Origin of the sequence: Oerskovia paurometabola, from assembly GCF_016907365.1 — a bacterium.
In the GTDB taxonomy this organism is placed as follows: domain Bacteria; phylum Actinomycetota; class Actinomycetes; order Actinomycetales; family Cellulomonadaceae; genus Oerskovia; species Oerskovia paurometabola.
In genome coordinates this window covers 2,835,939-2,851,998 of record NZ_JAFBBV010000001.1, presented here as the reverse complement: position 1 = coordinate 2,851,998, position 16,060 = coordinate 2,835,939, and the positions used below count along the sequence as shown (strand labels likewise).

The 16,060-nt window shown below is 72.5% G+C and carries 13 protein-coding genes; 10 read left to right on the top strand and 3 right to left on the bottom strand.

The window, feature by feature from the left end:
- Window positions 1-211: 211 nt before the first annotated feature.
- On the bottom strand, window positions 212-781 hold the full coding sequence (locus JOD48_RS19920; protein WP_204809459.1) for a TetR/AcrR family transcriptional regulator: 570 nt from the start codon (window positions 779-781) through the stop codon (window positions 212-214).
- A 104-nt stretch (window positions 782-885) separates the two neighbouring features.
- Here JOD48_RS19920 and JOD48_RS12910 point away from each other — a divergent pair, with 104 nt between their 5' ends.
- From JOD48_RS12910 to JOD48_RS12880, 7 genes are all read left to right on the top strand, one after another.
- On the top strand, window positions 886-2,460 hold the full coding sequence (locus JOD48_RS12910; protein ID WP_372440739.1) for an MFS transporter: 1,575 nt from the start codon (window positions 886-888) through the stop codon (window positions 2,458-2,460).
- A gap of 323 nt (window positions 2,461-2,783) precedes the next feature.
- Window positions 2,784-3,500 carry a YceI family protein gene (locus JOD48_RS12905; protein WP_191788953.1) on the top strand — a complete coding sequence of 239 codons (717 nt, stop codon included), beginning with the start codon at window positions 2,784-2,786 and terminating at the stop codon, window positions 3,498-3,500.
- Window positions 3,501-3,621: 121 nt separating this feature from the next.
- Window positions 3,622-4,590, top strand: coding sequence for a metal ABC transporter substrate-binding protein (locus JOD48_RS12900; protein ID WP_191788954.1), 969 nt, complete (start codon window positions 3,622-3,624; stop codon window positions 4,588-4,590).
- Between the two features lie 98 nt (window positions 4,591-4,688).
- On the top strand, window positions 4,689-5,543 hold the full coding sequence (locus JOD48_RS12895) for a metal ABC transporter ATP-binding protein (RefSeq protein WP_204809457.1): 855 nt from the start codon (window positions 4,689-4,691) through the stop codon (window positions 5,541-5,543).
- Window positions 5,540-6,442 (top strand): metal ABC transporter permease, encoded by a 903-nt coding sequence (locus JOD48_RS12890; protein WP_191788956.1) that lies wholly within the window; start codon window positions 5,540-5,542, stop codon window positions 6,440-6,442. The genes JOD48_RS12895 and JOD48_RS12890 overlap by 4 nt, the downstream gene beginning before the upstream one ends.
- Before the next feature lie 130 nt (window positions 6,443-6,572).
- Complete coding sequence (locus tag JOD48_RS12885) at window positions 6,573-7,277, top strand: metal-dependent transcriptional regulator (RefSeq protein WP_204809454.1); 705 nt, start codon at window positions 6,573-6,575, stop codon at window positions 7,275-7,277.
- 170 nt (window positions 7,278-7,447) lie between these two features.
- The gene (locus JOD48_RS12880; RefSeq protein ID WP_307824304.1) at window positions 7,448-8,683 is read left to right on the top strand and encodes an MFS transporter; all 1,236 of its coding nucleotides are present in this window, start codon (window positions 7,448-7,450) and stop codon (window positions 8,681-8,683) included.
- Window positions 8,684-8,722: 39 nt separating this feature from the next.
- Here JOD48_RS12880 and JOD48_RS12875 read toward each other — a convergent pair whose 3' ends face one another.
- Window positions 8,723-8,968: a PLDc N-terminal domain-containing protein gene (locus JOD48_RS12875; protein WP_191788959.1), complete on the bottom strand. Its 246-nt coding sequence runs from the start codon at window positions 8,966-8,968 to the stop codon at window positions 8,723-8,725.
- A 197-nt stretch (window positions 8,969-9,165) separates the two neighbouring features.
- Between JOD48_RS12875 and JOD48_RS12870 the strand changes: the two genes are divergently transcribed.
- From JOD48_RS12870 to JOD48_RS20180, 3 genes are all read left to right on the top strand, one after another.
- Window positions 9,166-9,873: a vitamin K epoxide reductase family protein gene (locus JOD48_RS12870; protein WP_204809450.1), complete on the top strand. Its 708-nt coding sequence runs from the start codon at window positions 9,166-9,168 to the stop codon at window positions 9,871-9,873.
- A gap of 202 nt (window positions 9,874-10,075) precedes the next feature.
- The gene (gene leuS / locus JOD48_RS12865; protein ID WP_204810578.1) at window positions 10,076-12,976 is read left to right on the top strand and encodes a leucine--tRNA ligase; all 2,901 of its coding nucleotides are present in this window, start codon (window positions 10,076-10,078) and stop codon (window positions 12,974-12,976) included.
- Window positions 12,977-13,421: 445 nt separating this feature from the next.
- Window positions 13,422-14,018, top strand: a complete 597-nt coding sequence (locus tag JOD48_RS20180) for an endonuclease domain-containing protein (protein WP_204809448.1) — start codon at window positions 13,422-13,424, stop codon at window positions 14,016-14,018.
- A 76-nt stretch (window positions 14,019-14,094) separates the two neighbouring features.
- On the opposite strand, the gene JOD48_RS12855 is transcribed toward JOD48_RS20180, so the two are convergent.
- Window positions 14,095-16,014, bottom strand: a complete 1,920-nt coding sequence (locus JOD48_RS12855) for a helicase HerA-like domain-containing protein (protein ID WP_204809445.1) — start codon at window positions 16,012-16,014, stop codon at window positions 14,095-14,097.
- Window positions 16,015-16,060: the final 46 nt, after the last annotated feature.

The following is a 16,060-nucleotide window of genomic DNA, read 5'->3' as shown; positions in this document are numbered from 1 at the left end:
CGTCGTCCCGGACGCCCCCACGCTACGGACCGTGGGACCGGGGCGAGGTACGGGATTTCCCCGCACTGCTCGCAGTGCGGGGGGACCGCATGAGGTGTGCGGGAGGTAAGGGGCGCCGGTTGCCACTGGGGGCGGCCGGCGCCTCCCGCACGTTCGGGGCGGGTCGCTGCCCGACGGCGCCGCGGAGGTTCGGGGGCCCGGCTCGGCGGGCTCAGCCCTGGGTGCGGAGCGCGATCATCTCGTCGATGAGCGCGAGGAGCTCGTCGATCGAGCCGGCCCGGTCCTGGGCCGCGGCCGAGGGAGAGGCGCCGCTCGCGAAGTGCTCGCTGGCCTGGGCGTAGAGCCCGTCACCGATGAGCATGATCGCCCGGGTGACGACGGGGTCGCCGACGACGTCGAGCACCGCGCCGGTCCACGCGTCGTGGGCGTCGTCGAGCGCGGCGCGGGCCTGCGGGTAGCTGCCCTGGGCGAGCCGCGAGACGGCGACGTAGACGAGCTCGAAGCCGCTGTCCGAGTCGGCCGACGTCCGGATGAAGTAGTCGACCGGGCCGGCCGGCCACGAGCGCATGGTCTCGACGTCCGCGGCGGTCAGCTCGCGCAGGAGCCCCATGAGCCCCTCGGCCAGCGCGACCTTGGAGCCGAAGTGGTAGAGCAGGCCGCCCTTGGAGACTCCTGCCTCGGCGGCGACGGCGTCGAGCGTGGCCGCGCGTTCTCCTTGCGTGACGAGCAGGGTGGCGAATGCCTCGAGGACCTTGGCGCGAGCGGCAGGGGGCGGCGGCATCTTGAAAGTGTACCGTCCGGTCGGTTACTGTACCGTCTGGACGGTTGGCAGTCCGGCGCCACAGCGCCGCCCCAGCCGTCCTCGTACGTGAAAGGACTGCTCCCGTGACTCTCGTCCAGGACAACCGGACGCCCCGGGACCCGAACGGCCCCCAGGGCGCTTCGACGCACCCCGCGAGCTCCGGCTCGCCCCTGACCCGCAACCGCCGGTGGATCGCGCTCGCCGTGCTCATGCTCCCCGTGCTGCTCGTCTCGATCGACAACACGGTCCTGACCTTCGCGCTGCCGCAGATCTCCGAGGCGCTGCGCCCCACGGGGACCCAGCTGCTGTGGATGATCGACATCTACCCGCTCGTGCTCGCGGGCCTGCTCGTCTCGATGGGATCGTTCGCGGACCGCATCGGGCGACGCCGGCTGCTGCTGATCGGCGCCGTCGGCTTCGCCGCGATCTCGGTCGTCGCGGCCTACGCGCCCAGCGCCGAGGCCCTCGTCGCGTCGCGTGCGGGGCTCGGCTTCTTCGGCGCCATGATCATGCCGCCGACCCTCTCGCTGCTGCGCAACATCTTCACCGACCGCGAGGAGCGCCGGCTCGCGATCGCGATCTGGGCCGCGGGCTTCGCGGCCGGCAACGCGATCGGCCCGATCGCGGGCGGGTTCCTGCTCGAGCACTCGTGGTGGGGCTCGGTCTTCCTGCTCGCGGTCCCCGTGCTGCTGCTCCTGCTGGTCCTCGCGCCGATCTTCGTGCCCGAGTCGAAGGACGCGAACCCGGGCCGGGTCGACGTCCTGTCGATCGCGCTCTCGATGGCGACCATGGCGCCGATCGTGCTCGGCATCAAGACCCTCGCCAAGTCCGGGCCCAGCGCGCTCGCCGTAGGTGCGCTCGTCCTCGGGGTCGCCGCCGGGTGGGCGTTCGTGCGGCGCCAGCTGGGGCGCCCCGACCCCATGATCGACGTCCGCCTGTTCCGCCGGGGGGAGTTCTCCGGTGCGGTCGTGATCAACCTCCTGTCGGTGTTCTCGCTCGTGGGCTTCCTGTTCTTCGTGTCGCAGGACGTCCAGCTCGTGCTCGGGCTGAGCCCCATGAAGGCCGGCTACGCGCTGCTGCCGGGGCTGGCCGCGATGATCGTCGCGGGCCTGCTCGTCGTGCGGGTCGTGCGCCGGGTGCGTCCGTCGTACGTGGTCGCGGTCGCGCTGCTGTTCGCCGCGGCGGGCTACGCGATCGTCGCGCTGAGCGCGGGCGCGAGCACGCTCATGGTGCTCGTCGTCGCGTTCGTGGTCCTCGCGATCGGGATCGGCGCTGCCGAGACCGTCTCGAACGACCTGATCGTCTCGGCCGTCCCGGCGGACAAGGCCGGTGCGGCCTCGGCGATCTCCGAGACCGCGTACGAGGTCGGCGCCGTGCTGGGCACGGCCGTCCTCGGGAGCATCCTCACGGCGTCCTACCACCGCAACGTCGTCGTACCCGACGGGGTGCCCGCCGCGGACGCGACCGCGGCCGCCGAGACGCTCGGCGGCGCGACGCAGGTCGCCGAGACCCTGCCCACGGATCAGGCCCAGGCCCTGCTGGCCTCGGCTCACGAGGCCTTCGGCAGCGGCGTGGGGACCACGTCGTGGATCGGCTTCGGGCTCATGCTCGTGGCGGCAACGATCGCCCTCGTGGCGCTGCGCTCCGCACGGGCGTGAGAGGTCGCGCCGGACATTCACCCGGGTGCCTCCGGGCGTGCCCGCTGGCACCCGGGTGATCGATCGGGAAGTGTGAGAGGTGATGAGCCGCCCACGCAGCACCCCGCCCCACGAGACCCGACGCGCACCGGTCGGGTTCGAGGGCGCCGACGTGTCCGGGGCCGGACGCCCTAAGGTCGAGGTGCGTCGGTTCGTGCGGGCGGCAGGCGTGAGGCCCGCGCGGAGAGCGAAGCGGTGAGGGACCCGTGAGCGAACGTGCCGGACCCGGTGAATCGGACCCCGGTGGTCCGGAGGGCGGGCCGCGGCACGGCAGAATACGGGGCATGAGCAGAGGTGCCCGGTGGATCCTCGTCGCGGTCGTCGCGGCGCTGGTGATCGTGCTCGCCGGGCCGTACGTCGTGGCCCGCATCTCGGCGGGCAACCCGCCCCCTCCGCTCGGTCTCCAGACCCCCGGAGAGAGCGCCCTGCCCTCCGAGTCGCCCGACCCCGGGCCGTTCGACCCGGACGGTACGTGGGTCGTGAGCCCGGGCTCGCAGGCGGGATACCGGGTCGACGAGGTCCTCAGCGGCGAGAAGGGGACGGTCGTGGGCCGTACCGAGGCGGTCGGTGGTTCGCTCGTGGTCACCGACGGCGAGCTCGTCCGGGCCGACGTCACGGTGGACACGGCGTCGATCGCGAGCGACAGCGTGGTGCGCGACGACGCGTTCCGGCGCCTCCTCGAGACCGACGTGTTCCCCAACGCGGTGTTCATCCTCACCGAACCGGTCGACCTCACGGGGATCGAGAACCGGGCCGAGCCCCTGACGGTCAAGGCGCGGGGCACCCTGACGATCCGGGACGTGACCGAACCCGTGTCCGTGACGCTCGAGGCACGGCGCTCGGGCGACGGGGTCCAGGTCACCGGGGCCATCCCGGTGACGTTCGCCGACTTCGGCGTGCACGTGCCCGAGCTGCCGTTCGTGACCCTCGACCCGTCGGGGACGGTCGAGATGCTGCTCCGGCTCGAACGCGGCGCGCCCGCGCAGACGCCCGCGCCCTGAGCCTGCGCGGTCCAGGAGGTCCGGGGCCGTTCGACGGCTGCGGGGAGCGTCCGACGCCGAGATCTCGTGTGCGCCCCCGGTCGTGCTCGACGGGACAGCGTGCACGTGGTTAAAGTTCGGTATGCCGAACTTTCGACTTCGCACAGGGGTCAAACCCGTCCTCGGAGGCCTCGCCGCACTGCTCCTCGTCGCAGGCTGCACGGGTGAGTCCTCCTCGGGGGAGCCCCTGCCGGGTGACGCCGCCGTCGCGGAGGCGAGCGACGGCGTCGGGCCGCTGCGGGTCCTGACCACCTTCACCGTGCTGGCCGACATGGCCCGCGAGGTCGGCGGCGACCACGTCGAGGTCGCGTCCCTGACCAAGGTGGGCGCCGAGATCCACGGTTACGAGCCCACGCCCGCGGACCTGCGCCGCGCCGCGAGCGCGGACCTGGTCCTGGACAACGGGCTCGGGCTCGAGAAGTGGTTCGAGCCCTTCGTCGCGCGCCTCGACGCCCCGCACGTCACGGTCTCCGACGGGGTCGACGTGATCGAGATCGGGTCGGGGGCGTACGACGGGCGCCCCAACCCGCACGCGTGGATGTCGCCCGTCAACGGCGCGATCTACGCGCGCAACATCGGCGAGGCGTTCGCCGCGGCGGACCCCGCGAACGCGGCCGACTACCGTGCGAACGCCGCCGAGTACGCCGAGCGCATCGACACCGTGGGTCGCGAGCTCGCGGCCGAGGTCGACCAGGTCCCGGCCGGCTCCCGCGCGCTCGTCACGTGCGAGGGGGCGTTCTCCTACCTGGCGCGCGACGTCGGGCTCGACGAGAAGTTCCTGTGGCCCGTCAACGCCGACCAGCAGGGCACGCCGCAGCAGGTCGCGCGCGTCATCGACTACGTGCGGGACAACGACGTGCGCGCCGTGTTCTGCGAGACGACGGTCTCGGCCGCGGCCCAGCGGCAGGTCGCGGCCGAGACGGGCGCGACGTACGCGGGCACGCTCTACGTCGACTCGCTGTCCCGGCCCGACGGCGCCGTCCCCACCTACCTCGACCTGCTCACCCACGACGCGCACGTCATCAGCGCGGGGCTGCGGGGCGAGTCGTGACGAGCGCTCGCCGGGCGACCGTGGGGGAGACCCGTGACCCGGCCACCACCCGACCAGATGCCCGACCAGATGCCCGACCCGACGACCTGGAGCCGCACATGGACCCCACGCCAGCCCTCGACGTCCGCGGGCTCACCGTCCGCTACCGCGAGGTCCTCGCGCTCGAGGACGTGGGGCTCTCGCTCGCGCCCGGCACCGTGACCGGGCTGATCGGGGCGAACGGCTCGGGCAAGTCGACGCTGTTCCGGTCCGTCATGGGCATGACGCGCGGGAACGGCGTGACCCAGGCCGGGGACGTGCGGATCTACGGCCGGGACGCGGACGCGGCGCGCAAGGACGGCCTCGTCGGCTACGTGCCGCAGTCCGAGGACGTCGACTGGGCGTTCCCGGTCGACGTGCGCGACGTCGTGACCATGGGCCGCTACGGAGGGCTCGGGCCGACGCGCCGCGCACGGGGCGAGGACCGTCGGGCCGTGGTCGACGCGCTGGAGCGCGTGGGGCTCGCGGACCTCGCGCACCGCCAGATCGGCCGGCTGTCCGGGGGGCAGCGCAAGCGGGTCTTCGTCGCCCGGGCGATCGCCCAGGGCGCGCGGCTGCTGCTCCTCGACGAGCCGTTCGCGGGCGTCGACAAGGTCTCGGAGGCGCAGATCACGGCGGTGCTGCGGAGCCTGGCGGCGGCCGGCTGCGCCGTCCTGGTCTCGACGCACGACCTGTCCTCGCTGCCGGACCTGGTCGACGACGCGATCCTGCTCCAGCGGCGCGTCATCATGACCGGGCCGCCCGACGTGGTGCTGCGCCCTGAGAACCTTGCCCGCACGTTCGGGATCGACCCGCTCGCCGCGACCCGGGGCGAGTCCGGCACGGCCGACGACGGCGCCGTCGGTGCCGTCGGCACCCCGCCCCACCTGGCGGCGCCGCACGGCTCCGCGACGACCGAAGGAGCCGCCCGATGAACCCGCTCGACCTGCTCGCCGCCGCGGGGACGTGGCTCGCCGCGCCCCTCGAGTACGAGTTCGTGCAGCGCGCGCTGCTCGTCGCGGTGGTCGCGAGCATCGTGTGCGCCCTGCTGAGCTGCTGGCTCATCATGATCGGCTGGTCGCTGCTCGGGGACGCGGTCTCGCACGCGGTGCTGCCGGGCGTCGTGCTGTCCTACATCGTCGGGGTGCCGTTCGCGGTGGGTGCGCTCGTGTTCGGGATCGGGGCGGTCGCGCTCATCGGCACGGTCCGGGACACGAGCCGGCTCAAGGAGGACGCGGCGATCGGCGTGGTCTTCACGACGCTGTTCGCGATCGGGATCGTGCTCGTCTCGGTCACGCCGAGCCAGATCGACCTGGGCCACATCCTGTTCGGCAACATGCTGGGCATCACGGACACGGACCTGTGGCAGGTCGTGGTCCTGGGGGCGCTGACGACCGTGGTGCTCGTGCTCAAGCGGCGGGACCTGACGCTGTTCGCGTTCGACCCCGTGCACGCGCACGCGGTCGGCATCTCCCCGAGGCGCCTGTCCGCGCTGCTGCTGGGCTCGCTCGCGCTGACCGTGGTGGTCGCGCTCCAGGCGGTCGGGGTCGTGCTCGTCGTGGCCCTGGTCATCACGCCGGGCGCCACGGCCTACCTCCTGGTCGACCGGATGTCCCGCATGCTCGTGGTGGCGCCGCTCGTCGCGGTGGGCTGCGCGGTCGTCGGGATCTACGCGAGCTACTACCTCGACACCGCGAGCGCCGCGACGATCGTGGTCGCGCAGGGGGTCGTGTTCGCCGTCGCGTACGTGGTGCACCTGGCGCGCCGCCCGCGCGTGGTGCAGACCGTGGGCCCGACGGCGGAGCGTGAGACCGCGGAGCTGGTCACCGGGTGAGGGGGGGCGGGGACGGGGTCAGCCGCGTGCGAGCGGTCGGGTGCGGGTGCGCCCCCGGGAGCCCGCGCCTCGGCGTCCGGCCCGCGGCGCGCCCCGGCCCCGCCCGGGCCCGTGAAATAGAGTGAGCGCCGTGAACCATCCCCTCGACCTGACCTCCGTCGCCCAGGACTACCTCAAGGTGGTGTGGTCGGCGCAGGAGTGGTCCGACGAGCCCGTGACCACGAAGCTGCTCGCGGACCGCCTGGGCGTAGGAGCCTCGACCGTCTCGGAGACCGTGCGCCGGCTGTCCTCGCAGGGACTGCTCGTGCACGCCCGCTACGGCGCGATCGAGCTCACGGACCTGGGTCGTTCGCACGCGGTCGCGATGGTGCGCCGGCACCGCATCCTCGAGACGTACCTGGTCTCCGAGCTGGGGTACTCGTGGGACGAGGTGCACGACGAGGCCGAGGTCCTGGAGCACGCGGTGTCGGACCTGATGCTCGACCGGATCGACGCCCTGCTCGGCCATCCGACGCGTGACCCGCACGGCGACCCGATCCCGACCGCCGCGGGACACGTCCCGCGCCCGGCGGCGGTCCGGCTCTCGGAGCTCGACCCGGGGGCTTGCGCCGTCGTCGCGCGCATCTCGGACTCGGACCCGGACGTGCTGCGCTACCTCGCGGAGCTGGGCCTGGGGCTCGATGCCGAGGTCTGCGTGCAGGAGCGGCGCGAGTACGCGGGCACCATGTCCATCACGTGGGGGAGCGAGGCGAGCCCCGTGCACCTGGGGCTCCCGGCGGCGTCCCGCGTGTGGGTCGTGCCGCAGGCCCTCGCGGCGGGCCACGCCCCCGTCTAGACTGGCGTTCTTCCCGCATCATGCTGCCGACGGCGTCAGCGAACGGCTCGAATCGATTCGATCCGCAACTTCCTGCCCGTGAACACCCTCGAAGGGGTCCCGCCTTGACCGTCGACAGCACCAGCGCGCCCGGCCCGACCGACACTCTCGACGCGCCCGCCCCGGGCGGCGTGCGACGTCGTCGGGCGGGCGGCGCACGCCGTGGTCCACGGACGACCGGGCTCGCGCTGCTCGCGCTCGCCGCGGGCGGCTTCACGATCGGCACGACCGAGTTCGCGACCATGGGCCTCCTGCCCGACATCGCCGCAGACCTCGGTGCGACCATCCCGGTCACCGGGCACGCCATCACGGCCTACGCCGTGGGCGTCGTGGTCGGCGCGCCCCTGCTCACCGTGCTCGCCGCGCGCGTCTCGCGCAAGAAGCTGCTGATCGCGCTCATGCTCGCCTACACCCTCGGCAACGTGCTCTCGGCCGCCGCCCCGACCATCGAGTGGCTCATCGCGGGACGCTTCCTCGCAGGGTTGCCGCACGGCGCGTTCTTCGGGGTGGGGGCCGCGGTCGGCGCCGCCGTCGTCGGTCCCGGGCGGCGCGGCCACGCCGTGGCCATGATGATGACCGGGCTGACGATCGCGAACGTCGTGGGCGTGCCCCTGTCGACGTTCGCGGGCCAGCAGCTCGGCTGGCGCGCGGCCTTCGTGCTCATCGGCGTCCTGGGCGGCGTCACCCTCGCGGCCCTGTGGCGCTGGGTCCCCGCGGGCGCGGGCGACACCGGGTCGAGCGTGAGCCAGGAGGTCGCCGCGCTGAAGAACGGCCCGCTGTGGATCAGCTTCGTGGGCGGGGCGATCGGCTTCGGCGGCATGTTCGCCGTCTACTCGTACGTCGCGCCCACCATGACCGAGGTCACGGGCCTCTCGCTCGGGGTCGTGCCCGTGGTCCTCGCGATCTTCGGCCTCGGCATGACGCTCGGGACGATCGTCGGCGGACGGCTCGCCGACAAGGACGTCCTGCGGACCGTGTGGATCGGCTTCGGCTCGACGGCCGCAGCCCTCGTCGCCTTCGCGCTCACGGGCCAGAGCCCGGTCCCGGCCGTCGCGTCCCTGTTCCTGCTGGGCGTGACGTCGCAGATCCTCGGCCTCGCGCTCCAGACCCGGCTCATGGACCTCTCGCCCGGCGCCCCGTCGCTCGGGGCAGCTCTGTGCCACTCGGCGCTCAACGTGGGCAACGCCAACGGGGCGTTCCTCGGCGGCCTCGTCATCGCGGCGGGCTGGAGCTACCGCGACCTCGCGTGGACAGGCCTCGCGCTCACGCTCGCCGGGCTAGCGATCATCGCCCTGTTCGGGCGCCAGCGCGTCGTGCACGTCCGGGAGGACGAGCAGGCGGAGCCGTCTCCGGTCGGCACGGCGTGATCCTGCTCGCCCCTCCCGCGCTCACCCGGGGGCGGCGCCTCAGGCGTTGAGGCCCAGCCCCTTGCGCCCCTTCGCGAAGTAGGCGATCGGACCCACCCAGTTCGCCAGCATCGCCACACCCCACGCGATCTTCGGGCCCTCGACCTCGTCGGCGGGCCGCCGGGCCAGGTCGCGGTAACCGGCGACGGTGAGCGTGATCTGCACGAGCGAGAGCACCACCATCACGACCTTCTTGCCGCCGCTGAACTCGCTCCACGACTTCTTGTGCGCCTTCTTGTGCGCCATGAACAACCCCTCCGCTCTCGGTATGACGTCCTGTGCCCACGACGCTACGCGTGCTCCACCCGACACGCGCGGCACGCGTGCTACGGCCTCGTGACGCCGCGCGTACGTGGAGCGTTCAGCCAAGCCCCAGACATCGCCGGTACCTTGGGCCCACCTGTGTGCCGGAAGTGCACGCGCAGACCCTTCAGGAGCGGTTCGTGAGCGAGAGCCCCACCCGTCCTTCCCGCACCGGGCGCACCCCGGGCACCACCGGCGACTCCGCCGACCTCGCCGCGGACGAGGGGGGCGGCCCCCGGGTCCCCGACGTCGACGCGAAGAACCTCACCCCCCGCGCCTTCGGCTGGATCCTCCTGGTCGCGGGCGCCGTCGGGCTGGTCGGCGCCGCCTGGCTCGCGATCGAGCGCTACCTCAAGCTCATCGACCCGAACCACGTCGCGGCCTGCTCGCTCAACCCGTTCCTCGACTGCGGCCCCGCGATGGCGTCCTGGCAGGGGGCGCTCCTCGGGTTCCCCAACCCGTTCCTCGGCGTCGCGGCCTTCCCCGTGGTCATGACGATCGGCGTCGTCGTCCTCACCGGCGCGCGGCTGCCCCGCTGGTTCTGGCTCACCCTGCTCGCCGTCACGACTCTCGCCATGGGCCTCGTCGTCTTCCTGGTGTGGACCAGCCTCTACGTGCTCGTCGTGCTCTGCCCGTTCTGCATGGTCGTGTGGGCCGCGATGCTGCCCATCTTCTGGTTCCAGGTAGTGCACGCCGTCCAGGAGGGGTACCTCAAGGTCTCCGAGGGGGTCCGCCGCGTGATCGTCGACAACAAGGGCACGCTCCTCGCGGTGCTGTACGTCCTCCTCGTGGCCTGGGTCTTCCTCGAGATGGGCCCCACGATCGTCGAGTACCTCCAGACGGTCTGACCGGCACGCCTTCCGACGGCCCCCGTCCGCCCGGGAGGACGGGGGCGGACGGGCCTCGACGCCGTGGGCGAGCGGCGCCGTCGGGCAGGGTGGGACGTGGGCGTCCAGCCCGCGCCCGCCTGCCGGACGACGCCCCGCCGAACGGTAAACTCGCGGGGTGAGCACGCCTGAGAACCCCGCCCCCGAGAACCCCGCCGAGTCCGTGCACGACGCCCCCGCGTCCTCGCCCGAGACGACCTCCCACCGATACACGCCCGCGCTCGCGCAGGACATCGAGCTCCGGTGGCAGGACGCGTGGGAGGAGCGCGGCACGTTCTGGGCGGCCAACCCCTCGGGGCACCTCACCGACGGCGACGGCAAGCACGCCGACGGGCGCTCGCCCTACTTCATCATGGACATGTTCCCGTACCCCTCGGGCGCGGGCCTGCACGTCGGGCACCCGCTCGGGTACATCGCGACCGACGTCGTCGGGCGCTTCCGGCGCATGTGCGGCGACAACGTCCTGCACGCCCTCGGCTACGACGCGTTCGGCCTGCCCGCCGAGCAGTTCGCGGTGCAGACCGGCCAGCACCCGCGCGTCACGACCGAGGCCAACATGGCCAACATGAAGCGCCAGCTGCGCCGCCTGGGCCTGGGGCACGACTCGCGCCGCTCGTTCGCGACGATCGACCCGGAGTACGTCCGCTGGACCCAGTGGATCTTCCTGCAGATCTTCGAGGCCTGGTACGACGAGGACGCCGTGCGTCCCGACGGCGGCACGGGCCGTGCGCGCCCCATCACCGAGCTCGAGGCCGAGTACGCCGCAGGTACGCGTGCCGTCCCCGGCCACCCTGAGGGCACCCGCTGGGCGGACCTCGACCGCGTCGCGCAGCGCGCCGTGATCGACCCGCAGCGCCTGGCCTACGTGTCCGAGTCGCCCGTCAACTGGGCACCCGGACTGGGCACCGTGCTCGCGAACGAGGAGGTCACGTCCGACGGCCGCTCCGAGCGCGGCAACTTCCCCGTCTTCCAGCGCAGCCTGCGCCAGTGGAACATGCGCATCACCGCGTACGCGGACCGCCTGGCCGACGACCTGGACCTCATCGACTGGCCGGAGAAGGTCAAGTCGATGCAGCGCAACTGGATCGGCCGCAGCGAGGGCGCCACCGTGCGCTTCGCGATCGACGGCGTGGGCGCGGCAGGAAACCAGGACGTCGAGGTCTTCACGACGCGCCCCGACACCCTGTTCGGCGCGACGTTCATGGTCGTCTCGCCCGAGCACCCCCTGCTCGACGAGGTCCCCGCCGAGTGGCCCGACGGCACGCGTGACGTGTGGACCGGCGGGCACGCGACCCCGATCGACGCCGTCGCCGCCTATCGCAAGGAGGCCGCGGCCAAGACCGCGGTCGAGCGCCAGGCCGACGCGGGCAAGAAGACCGGCGTGTTCACGGGCCACCTGGCCGTGAACCCCGTCAACGGCACGCTCATCCCCGTGTTCACGGCCGACTACGTCCTCATGGGCTACGGCACGGGCGCCATCATGGCCGTCCCCGGCGGCGACGAGCGCGACCACGCGTTCGCCGAGGCCTTCGAGCTGCCCGTGATCCGCACGGTCGCGGCCCCCGAGGACCACGAGGGCGCCTGGACCGGCGACGGCGAGATCGTCAACTCGTCCAACGACGAGATCTCGCTCGACGGCCTCAGCGTGCCCGACGCCAAGCGCGCCATGATCGAGTGGCTCGAGGCCAGGAACATCGGCACCGGCACCATCACCTACCGCCTGCGCGACTGGCTCTTCAGCCGCCAGCGCTACTGGGGCGAGCCGTTCCCCATCGTCTACGACGAGAACGACCAGCCCATCGCGCTGCCCGACTCGCTGCTGCCCGTCAACCTGCCCGAGGTCCCCGATTACTCGCCGCGCACCTACGAGCCCGACGACGCCGACTCCTCGCCCGAGCCACCGCTGGGCCGCAACGAGGACTGGGTCAACGTCACGCTCGACCTGGGCGACGGTCCCAAGACCTACCGCCGCGACACCAACACCATGCCCAACTGGGCCGGGTCCTGCTGGTACTACCTGCGCTACCTCGACCCCGCGGACACCGAGCACATGGCCTCGCCCGAGCTCGAGAAGTACTGGACCGGCCCCGGCCACAACGCCACGGCCGGACCCGCGGGCGGCGTCGACCTGTACGTGGGCGGCGTCGAGCACGCCGTGCTGCACCTGCTGTACGCGCGCTTCTGGCACAAGGTCCTCCTGGACCTCGGGCACGTGACCAGCACCGAGCCGTTCCACAAGCTCTTCAACCAGGGCTACGTGCAGGCCTACGCCTACACCGACGCGCGCGGGGCGTACGTGCCGGCGGAGGAAGTCGAGGGGGACGAGCAGCAGGGCTTCACCTGGAAGGGCGAGCCCGTCAACCGCGAGTACGGGAAGATGGGCAAGTCGCTCAAGAACGTCGTGACGCCCGACGACATGTACGAGGCCTACGGCGCCGACACGTTCCGCGTGTACGAGATGTCCATGGGACCGCTCGACCTGTCACGCCCCTGGGACACGCGCGCCGTCGTCGGCTCGCAGCGGTTCCTGCAGCGGCTGTGGCGCAACGTGGTCAGCGAGGACACGGGGGAGACCACGGTCTCCGACGAGCCCGCCGAAGTCGCGACCCTGCGCCTGGTCCACCGGACCATCGCGGACGTGCGCGTCGAGATGGAGCACATGCGCTCCAACACGGCGATCGCCAAGCTCATCGCGCTCAACAACCACCTCACGGGCCTGGACCGCGTGCCGCGCGAGGCGATCGAGCCGCTGATCCTCATGGTCGCGCCCATCGCGCCGCACATCGCGGAGGAGCTGTGGTCGCGGCTCGGGCACCCGCAGTCGCTCGCGCACGAGCCCTTCCCGGTCGCGCTCGACGAGTACCTGGTCGAGGACACCGTGACGTGCGTCGTGCAGGTCCAGGGCAAGGTGCGCAGCCGGCTCGAGGTCCCGCCGTCGATCGGTGACGACGAGCTGCGTGAGCTGGCCCTGGCCGACGCGAACGTGCAGCGCACGCTCGACGGGCGCGGGATCCGCACGGTGATCGTCCGCGCGCCGAAGCTGGTGAACGTGGTCCCTGCCTGACATTTCTGTCGAGTGCGTGATTCGGCTGCGACTCGCCCGGCGTGTCGCAGCCGAATCATGCACTCAAGGGCGCGTTGTCCACAGATTCGTCGGCTCACCACTATGGCGCCGCCGATCGGCGCATCGTGGCCGCATGACGAACCCTCAGATGCCATCGGTCGTGCTCCGCTCGCGGGACGCAGCGAGTCATGGGCTGACACGCCACGACCTGGGCCGGCCCTGGTGGGAGGCGCCGATCCGCGGAGTGCGCGTGCCGACCGGCAGTACCGACACTGTCTCCGCCCGGTGCCGCGCCGCTCTGGAGATCTTGCCGCCGTCCGCCGCGTTCAGCCACGTCACAGCGCTCAGGTTGCTCGGGATCGAGGTGCCCTGGCGGTTGGACCGCGGGTTCGCCGGAGGTCACGAGACGCCAGAACGCCTGCACGTCGTCGTTCCGCGTCGGGACGTGCGGCCGCAGAGGAAGGACATCGTCGCCCACGCGTGCAACCAGCCGGCGCTCGAGGTCTTCACGTGGCACGGCCTCCCGGTCACGACACCCGCGCAGACCTGGCTCCACCTCTCTGACGGGCTCAGCGTGACCGATCTCGTGGTTCTGGGGGACTCCATGACTCGCCGGAAGAACCCCGCGACGACCGTCGAGAAGCTGCGCGACCTGCTCGCCGCGACGCACCGGATGCGAGGCATAGTCAGTGCGCGTGCGGCGATCGAGCACGTCGTCGCTGGGACCGATTCCTCGATGGAGTCCCGGACGCGGATGATCCTCGTGGAAGCGGGACTGCCCTGTCCGCAGGTCAACGTGCCTGCGATCGACCCGTCGGGGGCGTTCCTGGCGCTGCCCGACATGTCCTACCCGGCGCTCCGGATCGCGATCGAGTACGACGGCGACGTCCACCGGACCGATCCGGCCACCTGGCGACGAGACGTCGAGCGTCGGCAGCGCCTCGAAGAGGCTGGCTGGCTGATCATCACGGTCACTGCTGACGACGTGATCCGACATCCTGAGCGGCTGATCCGCCGAGTCCGGGCGGCCCTGGCTCGTTGAGTGCGTGATTCGGCTGCGACACGCCCGGCGAGTCGCGGCCAAATCCCGCACTCAGCGCCGGCGCGTCGGCCGCCGTCTAGCGACGGCGGGTTCCGAACACCGTTCGCGTGATCTCCCGGCCGAGCTGCGTCGCCATCGAGCCCAGGAGCTTGTCGAGGCCCGACGACGCGGTCGACCTCCGGGAAGTGCTCCGCGTCCCGGATGCGCCCCCCGCTCGGGTCGCGTCCCGTTCGAGCTTGGCCCGCATCTTCTCGAGCTCGTCGGCCTGCTTCTTGGCGGCCTTCTCGGCCTCCTTCTGGGCGGCCTCCTGCTCCTTGGCGAGCTTCTCGGCGAGCTCCGCCTGCTCGGCCGCGGCCTGCTGTGCGGCGATCCGCGCGGTGAGGAGCTCGTAGGCCGACTCGTTGTCGACCGCCACGGCGTACCGCGCGGCGAGCGGGGAGCCCGCGACGATCCCGTCGATCACGGTTTCCGGTGCGGGCTCCATCGACGACCGGGGCGCGCGGACCCGCGTCCACGCGACCGGTGTCGGGGCGCCCTTCTCGGTCAGCACCGTGACCACGGCCTCGCCCGTCCCGAGCGACTGCAGGAGCTGTTCCAGGTCGTAGGGGGACCGCGGGAACGTCCGCACGGCCGCGCGCAGGGCCGCGGCGTCGTCGGGCGTGAAGGCGCGCAGCGCGTGCTGGACCCGGTTGCCGAGCTGGGCCAGGACGTCGGCCGGCACGTCCTTGGGGCTCTGCGTCACGAAGAACACGCCCACGCCCTTGGACCGGATGAGGCGCACGGTCTGCACGACCTGCGCCACGAACTCCTTGGTCGCGCCCGTGAACAGCAGGTGCGCCTCGTCGAAGAAGAACACGAGCCGGGGCTTGTCGAGGTCGCCGACCTCGGGCAGGTCCTGGTACAGGTCGGCGAGCAGCCACATGAGGAAGGTCGAGAACAGTGCGGGCCGGTCCTGGACGGCGGGCAGCTCGAGCGCCGAGATGGTGCCGCGCCCGTCGGCCGCGACACGCAGCAGCTCGGTCGTGTCGAACGCGGGCTCGCCGAAGAACACGTCCCCTCCTTGCGCTTGGAGCGTCACGATCTCGCGCAGGACGACCCCGGCCGTGGCCGCGGACAGCCCGCCGATGCCCTTGAGCTCGGCCTTGCCCTCGTCCGAGGTGAGGTACGCGATGGTCGACTGCAGGTCCTTGAGGTCGAGCAGCGCGAGGCCCTGCGTGTCGGCCCAGTGGAAGATCAGGCCGAGGCTCGACTCCTGCGTGTCGTTGAGCCCCAGCACCTTGGACAGCAGCAGCGGCCCGAAGTCGCTCACGGTCGTCCGGATCGGGATGCCCTTGCCGAGCCCGCCGAGCGAGTAGAACTCGACCGGGTAGGTGGTCGGCTCCCAGTCCTGCCCGATGCTCGCGGTGCGCTCGAGGATCTTCTCGCCGCTCGCGCCGGGCACCGCGAGCCCCGACAGGTCGCCCTTGATGTCGGCGACGAACGTCGGCACGCCCGCGTCTGAGAGTCCCTCGGCCATGCCCTGCAGCGTCTTGGTCTTGCCCGTCCCGGTGGCCCCGGCGACGAGCCCGTGCCGGTTGAGCATCGCGAGCGAGAACCCGACCTGGACGTCGGCGCGCGGCAGGGGATCGCAGGGGGCCTCGGGGGCTTCGAGCAGCGCGCCGAGCGCGAGCGTCGCACCCCGGTAGGCGTAGCCTGCGGCGACCTCGGCGGGGTAGCCGTCCAGGGGGCCCGACGGCGGAGCCTGCGTCGCAGGTGCGGCTGCCGGGGCGGTGGTGGCCGGGTCGGGCGTGCCCGACGGCGCCGCGTCGGCGGGCGCGTCTTCGCCAGGCTCGGCGGGGGAGCCTGCGCCGGTGGACCCGGCTGCTGCGGCCTCGGCAGCCTCGAGCGCGGCCTGCGCGGCGGCGGCCTTGGCCTCGGCCGCCTCGGCGGCCGCCTGCGCGGCGGCGGCCTTGAGCGCGGCGAGCTCTGCGGGCGAGGGGGCTGCGTCGTCGGGCATGTCTCGGATCCTAGGGCGGTGCTCCGGTGAGCGCGCGGCGCAGGAT

Excerpts from the sequence above, each read along its gene's own strand:
- JOD48_RS12905 (WP_191788953.1), top strand. The coding sequence starts at position 2,784 with ATGAGCAGAGGTGCCCGGTGGATCCTCGTCGCGGTCGTCGCGGCGCTG.
- JOD48_RS12895 (WP_204809457.1), top strand. The coding sequence starts at position 4,689 with ATGGACCCCACGCCAGCCCTCGACGTCCGCGGGCTCACCGTCCGCTAC.
- JOD48_RS12900 (WP_191788954.1), top strand. The coding sequence starts at position 3,622 with ATGCCGAACTTTCGACTTCGCACAGGGGTCAAACCCGTCCTCGGAGGC.
- JOD48_RS12890 (WP_191788956.1), top strand. The coding sequence starts at position 5,540 with ATGAACCCGCTCGACCTGCTCGCCGCCGCGGGGACGTGGCTCGCCGCG.
- JOD48_RS12875 (WP_191788959.1), bottom strand. The coding sequence starts at position 8,968 with ATGGCGCACAAGAAGGCGCACAAGAAGTCGTGGAGCGAGTTCAGCGGC.
- JOD48_RS12855 (WP_204809445.1), bottom strand. The coding sequence starts at position 16,014 with ATGCCCGACGACGCAGCCCCCTCGCCCGCAGAGCTCGCCGCGCTCAAG.
- JOD48_RS19920 (WP_204809459.1), bottom strand. The coding sequence starts at position 781 with ATGCCGCCGCCCCCTGCCGCTCGCGCCAAGGTCCTCGAGGCATTCGCC.